The 14126-nt window shown below is 71.3% G+C and carries 7 protein-coding genes and 1 pseudogene; all 8 read right to left on the bottom strand.

Annotated features, from left to right (window positions below; translation table 11 throughout):
- The coding region (locus tag ACO1BR_RS36270) for an alginate lyase family protein (protein ID WP_426799367.1) at nt 1–1686 on the bottom strand (1686 nt) is incomplete at its 3' end.
- A complete protein-coding gene (locus ACO1BR_RS36275) occupies nt 1683–3893 on the bottom strand; it encodes a bi-domain-containing oxidoreductase (protein ID WP_426799368.1) in 2211 nt (736 codons plus the stop codon). The genes ACO1BR_RS36270 and ACO1BR_RS36275, both read right to left, overlap by 4 nt.
- Nucleotides 3894–3922: 29 nt before the next feature.
- Nucleotides 3923–5956, bottom strand: coding sequence for an asparagine synthase (glutamine-hydrolyzing) (asnB, locus tag ACO1BR_RS36280; RefSeq protein WP_426799369.1), 2034 nt, complete (start codon nt 5954–5956; stop codon nt 3923–3925).
- Between the two features lie 3 nt (nt 5957–5959).
- Nucleotides 5960–7480 carry a Wzz/FepE/Etk N-terminal domain-containing protein gene (locus ACO1BR_RS36285; RefSeq protein ID WP_426799370.1) on the bottom strand — a complete coding sequence of 507 codons (1521 nt, stop codon included), beginning with the start codon at nt 7478–7480 and terminating at the stop codon, nt 5960–5962.
- Nucleotides 7477–8874 carry a Wzz/FepE/Etk N-terminal domain-containing protein gene (locus ACO1BR_RS36290; RefSeq protein ID WP_426799371.1) on the bottom strand — a complete coding sequence of 466 codons (1398 nt, stop codon included), beginning with the start codon at nt 8872–8874 and terminating at the stop codon, nt 7477–7479. Before ACO1BR_RS36290 ends, ACO1BR_RS36285 begins: the two co-directional genes overlap by 4 nt.
- Nucleotides 8871–10150: pseudogene (locus ACO1BR_RS36295) on the bottom strand (glycosyltransferase family 4 protein). Before ACO1BR_RS36295 ends, ACO1BR_RS36290 begins: the two are co-directional and overlap by 4 nt.
- Nucleotides 10140–11465 carry a nucleotide sugar dehydrogenase gene (locus ACO1BR_RS36300; protein ID WP_426799372.1) on the bottom strand — a complete coding sequence of 442 codons (1326 nt, stop codon included), beginning with the start codon at nt 11463–11465 and terminating at the stop codon, nt 10140–10142. The pseudogene ACO1BR_RS36295 and the gene ACO1BR_RS36300 overlap by 11 nt, the downstream one beginning before the upstream one ends.
- 79 nt (nt 11466–11544) lie before the next feature.
- Nucleotides 11545–13023, bottom strand: coding sequence for a sugar transferase (locus ACO1BR_RS36305; RefSeq protein WP_426799373.1), 1479 nt, complete (start codon nt 13021–13023; stop codon nt 11545–11547).
- Nucleotides 13024–14126 lie beyond the last annotated feature (1103 nt).

Genomic DNA, 14126 nt, shown 5'->3' on the forward strand with positions numbered 1-14126 from the left:
CACCTCGTCAACCACCCGCAACTCCTGGCTCGCGGCGGTCAGTTCCACCCGGCGGCGGTGCACGGAGCGCTGGTAACCGTCGTGCTCGGCGCACCAGAGGGCCGTCCCCCTGTTGGAGGCGCCGGATGTGTCCGCGGCCAGGACGCGGCTGCGGGCATGCCGCGTCCAGAGGAACGGGCCGCCGGAGACGGACTGGTCATCGCCGTCCAGCTGCAGGGTGTTGTGGCCGAGGGTCGACCGGAAGTACTGCCGCCAGGCGGGCTGCCCGTGGTAGCAGAACGTCCCCGGGTCGGCGAGCACGTCGACCCCGTCGTGCCGGACCTCCACGGACAGCGCGTCCGCGTGGGCATGCGCGGCGATGGACAGGAACCCGTGCGGACCGCCGTCGCAGCGACACCAGATCTCCGCCGGACCGCGCAGGATGGTCATGCCCGCGTCGGCGAAGTGGGCCGGTCGGCTTGCCGGTCGGGTCACGGCCGGTGCGGTGCCGGTTTTCGCGTACGGCCGGACGAGTGCGGCCAGCAGCGGGGTGCGCACATCGGTGCCGGTCACTTCCGGCCACCAGGCGAGCCGGCCGAACACGGCGTCCCCGGTGGCCAGCAGCGAGGCCCAGCGGTCGGTGCCCGCGCCGTCCACGACCAGACCGTGACCGTCGTCCGCGTCCCCCTGACGCGGCGGCCGCAACCGGCTGTCCACGACGGCCGCGAGCGCGTCGGTCATCCGCAGCAGCACCAGCCGGACGGACGCGGGGAGCGGCACCCCGGCGGCATCCGCCTCGGCCACCGCGGCCAGGCCGAGCTCCAGCACAAGTCCGTGATACTCGGTGGCCAGCTCGCGATTGAGGCCGGAAGCGAAGGTGTTGCTGCGCAGGTGCCGCTCCAGCGACCGCAGCGCGCCCGCCCGCCAACGTGCCGAGGAGGGGAACCACCCGAACGCGCAGGCCGCGGCGAACTGCCCGGCGGCCTCGGCGATGACGTGGTTGTTGGCCGAAGACCCCCGGCTGGGGAAGGCGGCCAGCCAGCGCTGGTGATGCCAGATCTGGTTCAGCGCCACCGGGTTGCCCTCGAACAGCCCGGCCACGCCCGGCCAGCCGTCGAGCAGCCGGCGGATCCACACCCAGGACAGCAGCCGGATCCCCAACTCGATGCCGCTGGTCCAGTGCACTCCGCGCAGCGGCGCGTTGGCCGCCCACCACAACCGCAGGTGCTCGGCCACGCGCTCGGCGTACCGCTCGTTCCCGGTGATCGCGTAGGCGGCGGCGAGCACGGTGAGGTACTGGTGCCGGGACAGCTCCCAGATCTGCTTGATGTCCCCGACCGCGTCCTCGTTCCGGTACGGCACGTCGAAGGCGTAGCCCCACGGCGCGCGGCGCCCGGTCTTCGGGTCGTACCACCAGTCCGGGTCGGCCAGGTCGTCGCGGACCACCCCGAAGTACTCGGCGTGCCCGGCCATCAGCCGGTCCGCCTCGGCGATGAGACGTTTCGCGGCGTCCGGAGGTATTGAGGCGATCGTTCCGGCGGGCAGTACCGCGGTGAACCGGGCGCCGGTCACGCTCGGGCAGTGGGGCCGCGCCGACCGCCACCGCCGCCTGCGCAGCGCGTCGCCCACCCGGCCGCCGACCTCCCGCGGTCCCATCCGGGACAGCCGCCGCAGGTACCAGCCCGCACTCCCCGAGCTCACCGTCATCGCGCCCTCGCCAACGTCACCGGGGCGCCGCCGGCCAGGCCGGCCTGCACGGCGAGGGTGGCCGCCGTGGTGGCGACCAGCGACTCCAGCGGCACCGGCATCGGCCCGCCGGTCCGCACGGCCTTGATGAACGCGGCCAGTTCGGCGGACTGGCCCTTGTCCCGGGCCTTGGGCAGCCGCGAACTGACCCACCGCTTGCGGCGGCCACCGTAAACAACAGTGGCACGGACGAAGTCGTCGAGCCGCAGCACCTTGCCGTCCGCGACCAGGTCCAGCGTCTCCTTGGGGAAGCCGGGCGCGCCGGTGGTGACGTAGCTGAGGGTGGCGGTGGACCCGTCCGGGTAGCGCAGCACAGCCTGGATGTCACCGCCGCCCTCGTTGCCGGACGTGGCGACCGCGTACACCGAGACCGGGTCGGCCGCGAGCAGCCAGCTCGCCGTGTCGATGAAGTGCCCGCCCTCGCCGGTGAACCGCGAGCCCTCGGTGCCCTGTTGGAGGTACCAGCTGCCGTGCTGCAGCCGGCCCGCGTTGACCAGGTAGCGCAGGTTCGCCGGACCGGTCCGGGCGCCGAACCGCTTCCTGGCCTCATTCAGCAGCGGAGCGAACCGGCGGTTGAAGCCCACCTGCAGCCGGTCGTTGCCGGACTCCTCCACCGCCGCGAGCACGCCGGCGAGTTCGTCCTCGGTGAGGGCCAGGGGCTTCTCCACGAACACCGCCTTGCCGGCCAGCAGCGCCCGCCGGGTCAGTTCGGCGTGCGAGCTGTGCCGGGTGACCACGAACACCGCGTCGACGGACGGGTCGCCGAGCACGGCGTCGAGATCGGTGGTCGCCTCGGCGAAGCCGAACTTCCGGCGCGCGTTGGCCGCGGACAGCGCCGTCGTGGTGACGACGGTCGACAACTCGACGCCGTCGCGCTGCGCCAGGTGCGGCAGCAGCATCGACGTCGCGTAGTTTCCCGCGCCGACGAACGCCAGCCGCACCGACGCCTTGGCGGACCGCGCCGGGGTGGGTGCTGTGCCGCTGCGTACGGTCACCGCGGGCACGGCCACCGTCGGGGCCTCCGCTTCCGCTGCTTGGCCGGGGCGGTCGGGGTACCGGAACAGCACAGCCACGGCCTTCAGGTCGCCGTCCTTCAGGCGCCGGTACGTCGCGACGGCGTCATCGAAGTCGGCGACGTGGGAGACCAGGGGCTCCACGTCGACGCTGCCGCGGGCGAGGAGATCGAGGAAGCACGCCAGGTTGCGGCGCTCGGTCCAGCGCACGTAGCCGATCGGGTAGTCCCGCCCCTCAAGCTCGTACTCCGGGTCGTAGCGACCGGGGCCGTACGAGCGGGAGAACCGGACGTCGAGCTCCTTCTCGTAGTACGCGTTCCACGGCAGGTCCAGGCGGCACTTGCCGATGTCGACGACCCGGCCGCGGTCCCGGCAGAGCCGGGCGGCCAGCTCGACCGGTTGGTTGCTGCCGCCGCCGGCGGCCAGATACACCTGGTCCACGCCGTGACCGCCGGTGAGCTCGGCGACGGCGGTTTCCACGGCCGCGGAGGCGGGATCGCCGCCGGCCGCGGCGCCCAGACGCTCGGCGAGCTCGCAGCGCACCGGGTCGGGGTCGGCCCCGACGACGCGGACTCCCGAGGCGGCCAGCAGCTGTACCACCAACTGCCCGATCAGCCCGAGGCCGATGACCAGCGCCACGTCGCCGAGCTGTGGCTCGCCGCGGCGGACGCCCTGCAACGCGATCGACCCGACGGTGCCGAAGGCCGCGTGCCGCGGCGCGAGGCCGTCCGGCACCCGGGCGTAGAGGTTCTTCGGCACCCAGTTCAGCTCGGCGTGCAACGCGTGCTCGTTGCCGGCGCAGGCCACGAGGTCGCCGACCTTCACCTCGTCGATCCCGGTGCCGACCTGCTCGACCACCCCGCACAGCGAGTAGCCCAGCGGTGTGTAGGAGTCCAGCTTGCCCATCACCTTGCGGTAGGTGGCGGGCACCCCGTTGGTGGCCACGCTCTGCATGACCTTGGCCACCTGGTCCGGCCGGGAGCGGGCCTTGCCCAGCATCGACATGCCGGCCTCGGACACCTTCATGAGCTCGGTCCCGGTGGATATCAGCGAGTAGGCGCTGCGGACCAGCACACCGCCCGGCTTGCACCCCGGCACCGGTACGTCGAGCACCGTCAGCTCGCCGCTCTTGTAGTTCTGCACAACCTGTTTCACCCGAAGTCCCCTTGTTTCTACGCCGTCTTCTACGCCGTCGAGCGAGCGCTCCGGCCGGACCCGGAGATCGCGCCGCGATACCAGTACTCGAGGGTCAGCACATGCCACAGATGCTTGGAGAAGTCCCGCTGCCCGGCGGCGTCCTCGGCGACGAGCCGCGCCAGCGCGTCGCGGCGCAGGAACCCGGAACGGACGAGCACGCCGTCGTGCACCACCTCGCGCACCAGCGGTGCCAGATCCCGGCTCATCCAGGCGCGCAGCGGGGCGCTGAACAGGCCCTTGGGCCGGTAGACGATCTCCCGGGGCAGGATCGAGGTGGCCGCCTCCTTCAGGACGGCCTTGCCCTGTCGTCCGACGATCTTGCGATCGCCGGGCACGGCGAACGCCGCCTTGACCACCTCGACGTCCACATACGGCACCCGCACCTCGGTCGACGCGGCCATGCTCGACCGGTCCGTGTACGTGAGGTTCAGGCCCGGCAGGAACATCCGGGCGTCGCCCAGGCACATGCGGTTGACGAAGTCGTCGAGGTCGTTGTCCTGATAGATGTCCGCGTGCTCGGTCAGCACGTCCTCGACCGTCCCGGCCAGGTCCGGATCGACCAGGGCGAGCAACTCGTCCTTGTCGTACAGGGTGTAGCTGCGCCGGAACGCGGTCTCCTCCGGCAGATCGGCGAAGGAGAGGAACCGCTTCGCAAAGCGCACCGACCGGTACCCCCGGCGGGCCGTGGCGACCGGCAGCCGGTCCACGGCCCGGGACAGGCCGCGCCGCAGGGGCCGTGGGACGCGCTGGTAGCGCAGTGCGATCAGGTTGGCCAGGTGCTTGCGGTAACCGGCGAACAGCTCGTCGGCGCCCATCCCCGAGAGCATCACCATGACCCCGGCCTCCCGGGCGNGCAGTGCGATCAGGTTGGCCAGGTGCTTGCGGTAACCGGCGAACAGCTCGTCGGCGCCCATCCCCGAGAGCATCACCATGACCCCGGCCTCCCGGGCGGCCGAGCAGATCAGGTACGTGTTGATCGCGGCGGGGTCGCCGATCGGCTCGTCCAGGTGGTACGTCATCTGCGGCAGCAGGTCGAGCACGTTCGGAGCGATCTCGATCTCGTGCAGGTCGACGCCGAACCGCTCGGCCACCCGCCGGGCATGGCGCAGGTCGTCCGGCATCGCCTCGAACCTGGCGTCCTCGGCGCGGAACCCGATCGTGTAGGCGGAGATCCCGGGTCGGTCGCGGGCCGCCAGCGCGGTCAGATAGCTGGAGTCCAGCCCGCCGGAGAGGAAGGTCGCCACGGGTACGTCGGAGAGCAGGTGGCGCCGAGTCGACTCCTCGACGATGGCAGCGATATCCGGCCGCTCGCCGGCCCGGGCCCGCTCCCGGGCCTCGGCGGCGACGTCCCGGAGGTGCCAGAACCGGCCGCGCTCCACCCGGCCGTCAGGCCGGCACCGCAGCCAGCTCCCCGGCGGCAGCTTCTCCGCTTCGCGGAGCGCGCACCGTGAGTCCGGCACCCAGTAGTACAGCAGCGAGGCCACCAGCGCCGCATGGTCCACCTCCAGCGACCCGCCGGTCACGGCGGCAAGTGCCTTGAGCTCGGAGGCGAACACCAGACCCTCGCCGCGCCGGAGCAGGAACAGCGGTTTGATGCCCAACTGGTCGCGGGCGAGCACCAGTTCACCGGTTCGCTCGTCGAAGATGCCGAACGCGAACATGCCGCGCAGCCGGGGCAGGCAGTCCGTGCCCCAGCGCCGCCATGCCTCCAGCAGCACCTCGGTGTCGGAGGTACCGCGGAAGCGCACCCCGGCGGCTGCCAGCTCGGCACGCAGCTCGGGCGCGTTGTACAGCTCGCCGTTGTACGTCAGGACGAGGCCGCCCGAGGCCATCGGCTGGGCGCCGGTCTCGGACAGGTCGACGATGGCCAGCCGGCGGTGCCCGAGGTGCACTTCGCCGTCACCGGCGGGGTGGCTGTACCGGCCCGCGCCGTCCGGACCGCGGTGGGCGAGGGTGTCGGTGAGCCGGTCGGTCACGGCCTTCCCGTCCGGCCATCGGTAAGTGCCTGCGATGCCACACATGTCCTACCGCGCCTCCTGGTTGCCGTCCGGGACCCGCGCCGCCCACATCGGCAGCCGCTCCGTCCGCCGCCGGCCCGCCCGGTTCTGTCGGGCCAGCCGCTCGTCCTGGCCGCGCAGCGCGGTGTGCAGCCCGTCCCACAGCGTGCCGTCGGTCCGGTCACGCGGATCGGGGTCGATCAGCACCACACCGATCACCGGAATGTGCTGGTCCGCGAGCTGCCGCGCCACGGTGTGCAGCCATGCGGCGCTGCCGTGCCCGGCACGCACGACGAGCACGGTCTGCGTGCCGAGGTACGGGAGGTCGGTCCACGCGGCGCCGGGCGCCACCGAGCCGACGCCGAGCCGGCGCTGCTGGTGCGATACGGCCGCGGCACGCTCGCCGCTGACCACGGCCGGGTCTCCTGGCTTCGGGCGGCGGCCCGCGAGCTGCGGGCCGGGCAGAGCATCGATGATGACCACCGGCCCCTCCGCCGCCAGTGCCCCGGCGAGGTCCAGGGCGATCACGCTCGTGCTGCGCGCACAGCCCAGTTCCAGCAGCGACACCGGTTCCGCGGAGCTGCGCACGGTGCGGGCCAGGGACGCGGTGAGCCGTTCGCGTGCCGCCCGGATCCGTCGGCGCCGCCACAGCCTGGCCGACCGGCGGGGCAGCTCCGCGATGACCGAGGCGCCCAGGTTCGCCGCGATGTCCCGGCGCAGCACGGGGCGGTCCGCCACCACCGTGCCGACCGCGGCGACCGCGAGCCCGAGGACGAGTCCGAGGGCGAGCCCGATCGCGGCGTTGGTGGCGGCGGTCCTGGGCAGGGAGTGCCGCACCGCGTGCGGGGCGTCCACGATCTGTGTGCCCGCGATGAGTTGGGGCGTGCCGATGCGCGCCTCCGCGGCGCGCTGGCCGAAATCGGTGATCCGCGAGGTGAGTTCGGCCCGGCGGGCGAAGAGCGACTCCAGGTTCGCCGACGCCTTCGGCCCGCTCTTCGGTGATCCGTCTCCGATCTCCTTGTTGACCTGGGCGAGTTCGTCCCGCGTTCGGTCACGCTGGTCGAGCAGGGTCTTGGCCTGGGCGTTCGCGGCGTCCTGTATCCGCCTCACATGGTCCGCGACGAAGGCATCGGCCAGCGCCCTGGCGCGGGCCACGGCTTCCGCGTCGCTGTGGCCTGTCGCATTGATCTGCAGCAGGTTGTTGGTCAAGCCGGTACCCCCGTATTCCTGCATGAAGTCCTCTGGTTTTTCCCGGGACTTGAGGGACTGCAGTGCCTTACCGGCGATCCGCGTGGTCTGCAGCAGCGCGACGTCGGTGCGGATCAGCGTCCCGGGGTCGTTCGGCTGGTCCGCCTGATGCGCGACCAGCACCTTGGTCACCGCGCTCGGCTGCGGCGGCATCAGGACCGCCACCGCCGCGCCGACGAGCAGCCCCAGCAGCGCCACGGAGCACCAGAAACGGCGCCGCCTCCGCACCGCCACCACCAGCGCCTGAAGGTCCAGCAGCGGAGCGGCGGCAGTCGACTCCGACGTCGTACTCGTCGTCACCCTGAACCTCCCGTCACGTCGTGGCCCACCGCGAGCGCCGGCGTGGCGGCTTCCCGAGGACGGCCGGCAGACCGCGTCGGACGGGCCCAGACCGTGCCGGCGAGCACGATGCCAACGACCTCGTGCTTGGCGTCCGCACATGCCTCGGCGATGCCGGCGAGCTCCCCTGCGGTCCAACTGCCCGCGCTGAGCACGACCAGGGCACCGGACTCGTTGTCGCGATCCGGCACCATCGGCCGGTCCACCGAAACCCCCACGACCTGCAGCACGGGGTAGCCCCTGCCCGAAGAGCTTGGGGAGGGGTCGCTCTCGGCCTCGGCGACGAGCTGCCAGGCGGCCCGGCGGGCGATCTCGTCGCCGTCCGGGACGACAACCAGCAGCCGCCGGGGGACCGGCAGTTGGTCCCGGAGACGGGCGCACACCCGCCGGTAGCGGAGCTGCCTGCCGGCCTCGTCGCCGGATGTCTGCGGGGTGGGTATGTCCCACCGGACGTCGACGCCCAGCAGCCGGCGGATCCGGGCCCGCGGGCCACGGCCTTCCGGCCGGTGCACAGGCCGTTCACCAGGCACGTCGACGGTACCCAGCAGCGTCGAGCCCAGCGCCGCGGCGATCTCCGGTTCGGCGCGCAGTCGTCGACTCATCCGTGCGGCGGTGAGATGGCCGATGACCGTGAGCAGGAAGAACAGCAGTGCCCCGGCGACGATGAGCTGCAGCCTCGTCGGCGCTGCCTGGCCGGCGGGCCGGGCCGCCGGCCCCATGACGACCATGTTGGCCTTGGTGGCGGCCGGGTCGGCCTGGTCCAGCTTGTTGACGGCCTCCTGCAGCGCGGTGCGCAGATTCGCGAGTTCGGTGCGGGTCTGCACGCTCTCCACGGTCTGCCCCGGATCGGCCGCATCGGCCAGCTCGGTGATGCGGCGGCTGGTCTGCGCCACCATCTGCCGCAGTGCCTCGGGCCGCGACGCCGCTTCGGGGTCGGTGTTGTCGCCCGCGATCCGCGCGGCGAAGGTGACGAACTGCTGGACCACCTGGTCGGAGAGTTGCTGCGCGCGCTCCGGGGTGTCGGCCGTGCCCGAGATCGTGATGATGTTGCCGTCGGCGGCCGTGGCGCTCACCCGATCCCGCAGCTCGCCGCCGCTGACGCCCCTCCAGCCGAGCGCGGCGGCCGCGCGGTCGACCACTGACGAACTGGTCGCGATGTCCACCTGAGTCAGCAGCGCACGCTCCTCCCACTGCCCCGGCAGCAGTACCGATGCCGACGTCGTGTAACTCGGTGGAAACAGCAGGGAGGTGCCGTAGCCGACGAGCGCACCCACCGCGGCGAGGACGGTGAGAAGCCGCCAGCGCCTCCGGATGATCCGCCCGATCGTGACCAGGCGTATCGTGTCATCGTTCAACGGCGGGGCCTCCTCCCTGCCTGGTACGGTCGCCCGCCGACACCGGAGTGTGGTCACGGCAGGCAGCGGCGTAGGCGGCGAGCAACTGTGCTTGCGAGTTCCGCCAGGAGAGCGGCCCGCCGATCCGCTCCTGGCCGATCTTGCCCATCCGGGCCCGCTTCTCCGGATCGTCCAGCAGCAGCGCGATGAGCTTGGCGAACTCGGCCTCGTCGTTGGCGGGCGCGTAGACGGCGGCGTCACCGGCGGAGACCCGCGCCTCCCGGAGGTCGAACGAGACGATGGGCCGGCCCATCGCCATGTACTCCAGGACCTTGTTCATGGTCGACACGTCGTTGAGCGGATTGCGTGGGTCGGGGGAGAGGCACACGTCCGCGGTGGACAGGTAGCGCACCAGGTCGGCGTCCGGAATCCGCCCGGTGAACTGCACCTGCTCGGAGAGCCCGAGCCGCCGGGACAGTTCCACCATCGCGTCGAAGGCGTCGCCGGCGCCGACGAACACCGCATGCCAGTCGGTCCGGCCGAGCTCGTCGCGCAGCTTCGCGAGGGCCCGCAAGGCGTAGTCGACGCCGTCCTGCGGGCCCATGACGCCCAGGTAACACAGCAGATGAGGCGTGCCGCGCTTCAACTCCGGCTCGGGCGGCACCGGTTGGAACCGGTCGACGGCAGGCGCGCTGCGCACCACGAAGACGTCCGCCGGCCGCTTGCCCCCACGGCGCAGCGCGACGTCCCGGTAGCTCTCGTTCGTGGCGAGCACGACGTCCGCGGCCCGGTAGGTCCGCCGTTCCAGCGCGCACACGGCGCGGTAGAGCAGATCTTCGCCTCGGTCGAACCGGGAGAGGTACAGCTCGGGTACCAGGTCGTGCTGGTCGAAGACGAACCGCGCGCCGTGCCGCTTCAGCCACAGTGCCGGGAGGAAGAGCAGGTCGGGTGGGTTGCAGGCGTGGACCACGTCGACCGGGCCGACCTTCCGGGCCAGCCGGACCGTGTGCCACAACGCCGATCCGTACTCCCGCAGGTAGCCGGCCGGCCCTCCGGTGGCCGCGCGCAACGGGTAGCGGTGGATCCGCACCCCGTCGATCTCCGCCTCCGGCTCCGTGTCCCGCTTCTCCCCCCGGGGACAGATGACGTGCACCTCCCAGCCCGCGTCGCGCAGTGTCGTGCACTCCTGCCACACCCGCCGGTCGAACGGCACCGACAGGTTCTCGACCAGGATCAGCGCGCGCCGGGCCGCCCCGTCGCCGCTGGCCCTATCACCAAACGATGTGTCACCAAGCAAGGCCCATGTACCCCGGTTCGGCCCGGCGCGTCTCGGCGTCGGGAAGGCGGATGAGGTCGACAATCACCGGGCCGTCGCCATGGGGCAGCGCCGACAGCACGGCCGGATCCCTGGTCCCGACCAGGCACACCTCGGCGTGCTGGAGCACCTCGTCGACGGAGTCCGCGAGCAACTGCGCGAGGTGCGGCAGCCGGGTCTCGATGTACTCGCGGTTCGCGCCGAGCAGCCGGGAGAGGCTCACGTTGGCGTCGTAGATCCGCAGGTCGTAACCCTTGCCGAAGAGCCTCTCCGCGAGCTCGACGAGCGGGCTCTCGCGGAGGTCGTCGGTGCCGGGTTTGAAGGACAGCCCGAACAGGCCCGCCCGGCGCTTGCCGGTGCGCTCGACCAACTCCACCGCGCGCTGCAGATGGTCGGAGTTGGAGGGCAGCACATGGGCGAGGATGGGCACCGAGACGTCGGCCCGCTGCGCCGCGTGGACCAGGCTGCGCAGGTCCTTGGGCAGGCAGGAGCCACCGAAGGCGAAGCCGGGCCGCAGGTAGGCGGGGCTGATGTTCAGCTTGCGGTCGGCCAGGAACACGTCCATCACCTGGTGCGAGTCCACCCCGAGTGCCTGGCACACCGCGCCCAGTTCGTTCGCGAAGCCGATCTTGAGGCCGTGGAACGCGTTGTCCGCGTACTTGATCGCCTCGGCCGTCGGGACCGGCACCCGGAACACCTCGCCGGGCAAGCCCTCGTACAGCGCCGCCACCGCATCGCCGCTTGCCGGGTCGAGCTCGCCGATGACGGTCTTGGGCGGGTCGAAGAAGTCCCGCACGCTCGTGCCCTCGCGCAGGAACTCCGGGTTGACCGCGACTGCGATGTCCACCCCGGCCGTGCCGCCGACGTACTTCTCCAGGATCGGTACCAGCAGGTTCAGGCAGGTGCCCGGGAGCATGGTGCTGCGGAACACGACGGTGTGCCGCCCGCTGCGCCGACTGCGATCCGCCAGTGCGGCGCCGATCTGCTCGGTGACCCGCTCCAAGTACGCCGTGCACAGGCTGCCGTTGGGTTCCGACGGAGTGCCCACACAGACCAGCGACACCTCGCTGCCCGCGATCGCCTCGCGGACGTCGTCGGTGGCGCGCAACGCTCCGGTCCGCACGACCTCGGCGATGAGCTCGCCGATCCGCTCCTCGACCACCGGGGCCTTGCCGTCGTTGACCAGGTCGACCTTCACCTGGTTCACGTCCACCCCGATGACCTCGTGACCCATGCTGGCCAGGCACGCGGCCGACACGCAGCCCACGTAGCCGAGCCCGAAAACGCTGACTCTCATGACCCGTTCCTCCCCCCAGGCAGGCCCCTTCGGCCTGCGGTCCGTGCGCCGGCCGTACGACGTCGCTGTCCCCCGCGCATCAGTAGGCCCCCTGCCCTTGGAGCACCGCACGCAGCGTCTTCCACAAGATCACTGTGTCCAGGGCGAGCGACCAGTCCTCCACGTACCGCAGGTCCAGTCGGACGGCCTCCTCCCACGGCAGGTCGCTGCGTCCGCTGATCTGCCACAGGCCGGTGAGTCCGGGCTTGACCAGCAGCCGCCGCCGGATGTCCGGGCCGTACGCGGCGGACTCCTCCGGTAGCGGAGGCCGCGGACCGACGAGCGACATGGATCCGGTGAGCACGTTGAAAAGCTGCGGGAGCTCGTCGATCGAGTAGCGGCGCAGCACCGTTCCCACCCGGGTCACCCGCGGGTCCCGGCGGAGCTTGAACAGCAGCCCTGCACCCTCGTTGCGGTCGGCCAGCTCGGCTCGTGCCAGGTCGGCCCCGGCGACCATGGTGCGGAACTTGAGAATGGTGAACTCACGGCCGTCTTTGCCGACCCGGCGCTGGCGGTAGAACGCGCCACCCCGACTGTCCACCAGCACGAGCAGCCCGACGCACACCATCAGCGGCGCGAACAGCATCAGCAGGATTGCTGCGCCCATCCGGTCGACGACCTCTTTGACCGCCCGGCGGCCCCCGGTGAAGGTCGGCATGCTGACCCGCAGCAGCGGGATCCCGAGCACCGCGTCGACGTGCAGCCTTGGGCCGGCCACCTCCATCAGCACGGGGGCCACGACCATCTCGGCATCGCTGCCTTCGAGGTTCCAGGCCAGCCGCTGCAGCCGGTCCGGTGACCAGTGCGGGTCCGGTGTGACCGCGACGACACGGTAGCCGTCGCGGCGGACGTGGCCCGCGACGTCGGCCAGTCGGCCGACGACCGGCACTCCGTCCAGTTGGTCACCGTCGAGCCCGAGACCATTCGTTGTGCACACCGCATCCACCCGCCAGCCGAGGTGCGGGAACTTGCGGGTTCGGGTGATCAGGTCGCGCACGGTGGCCAGGCTCCCGGCAGCGAGCACCGGCCGCAGGCACCGTCCTTCCTTCCGCTGTTTGTGCAGCCAGAGGCGCAGCAGATACCGCGCGGTCATGGTGATGAGCGCGATCGCGGGTATCGCGACGAAGATCCAGAGCTTGATGTTGCGCGAGGCGAGGGCGATCCCGCCGAGCGCCAGTACGACGGTCGCCGTGAACAGTGAGCGTCCGAGCCGGCGGAATTCCTCGGCGCCCTGGCCGAGCACGGCCGGAGCCCACGACCGGCTCACCGCAAGCGCCCCCAGCACCAGCAGCTCGGTGCAGAATGCGAGAATTCCCCACTTCTCATGCCAGTTGGCCGCGTCCCGGGCCCCGAAGAACTTGCCGATCGCCGCCACCACGAAGGCGGTGGCCACGGTATCGCTGGTGATCACGGTACGGCGGTACCGCTGCTCCCAGTCGATCGCGGGCTGGCTGATCGCCCCGTTCACCGGACGCCCGTCTGCCGACAGAAACGGGCTGACCAATTCCCCCTGCTGCACAGACCCCCCCGGGTCGTCACTGGGCTCGACGTGATCGCTCCACACGGTTCCTCCCCCCGGGAGGCCCGCGCCCCCCGACTGTTCCTCTCCTCGGGAGGCCCCCGCCCCCCGCGCCGCGCTGTTCCTCCCCCGGGGAAGCCCCCGCCCCCTGCGAATGGCATCCCGGCTGTTGCGGCGCTACGTGAACACCCCGTCCAGGCGGCAGCGGACTCGCGTGTCCTGCCGGACTTTCGAGGTGCGCGGAAACCCGTCGAAACCTCGGGTGCTCCCCACACCCAAGGCCCCTTCTCGGGCTCCAGGAATTGATCACCCCCACGTCTGGCGCCGGGCACGCGACCGCTGGCTGTCCGTAGCGCCGGACCCAAAGATCATGATTTGTCGCCTCGTGTCATGTGAAGCAGCGTCAATGTAGACCATCGGAGCCCGTCTGAAGAGGGGAATGTGTGCAACTTGTGCCCAAACTTTGAAGCCGGATCCGCCGAACGGTCGCCGCCCGCAGGCGCCTTGACGGCGAAGACATGCCGTGTGACCTGTGATGACGGGAGTCTCCGGGCTGCCGGCACCGGCAACCCCGAGGCGTCCCGGCCGGTGCCAACTGGGCCGCACTCAGCGGTGCTTCGGCCCCGGCTCGGGTGAGTTTCCGGCCACGGATGGTCCTGGGGCCGGTCCAGCGCCGCAGCAAGCCCCGCACGGCGTAGCAGGCTTGACTGAGAGTCAGGCCGACGTGCGGGCTTTTGCGAATGCGGCGCACAGGGATTACGGTGCGCCCCTGTGATGCACGATCACCATCAGGGGTTGGTTTAATTGGGAACTGAGTCGGTTATTCCGCTTGTTCGGTATTGACAGTTGGCGTCAGCATCTCGTTCGCGTCGTCCACGAAAGGGATCGCGAGTGTGTGATGTTGCGGCTGTACTGGGGGTGAAGCTTCCCCGTGATCTTGGGCACTCGATTTCTATGCCGCGAGGTCGTGGTGCCGCTGTCGGGTCTCGGCTGGGGGGAGGTAGCCGAAGACTTTGTGCTTGCACAGGCGGCGGCGGTTGTAGAACGTCTCGATGAAGTCGAAGACCTCGGCGCGGGCGGTGGCCCGGTCGGGCCAGACGCGG

The organism is Streptomyces sp. YGL11-2, from assembly GCF_050054615.1.
In the GTDB taxonomy this organism is placed as follows: Bacteria; Actinomycetota; Actinomycetes; order Streptomycetales; family Streptomycetaceae; genus Streptomyces.

Excerpts from the sequence above, each read along its gene's own strand:
- ACO1BR_RS36300 (WP_426799372.1), bottom strand. The coding sequence starts at position 11,465 with ATGAGAGTCAGCGTTTTCGGGCTCGGCTACGTGGGCTGCGTGTCGGCC.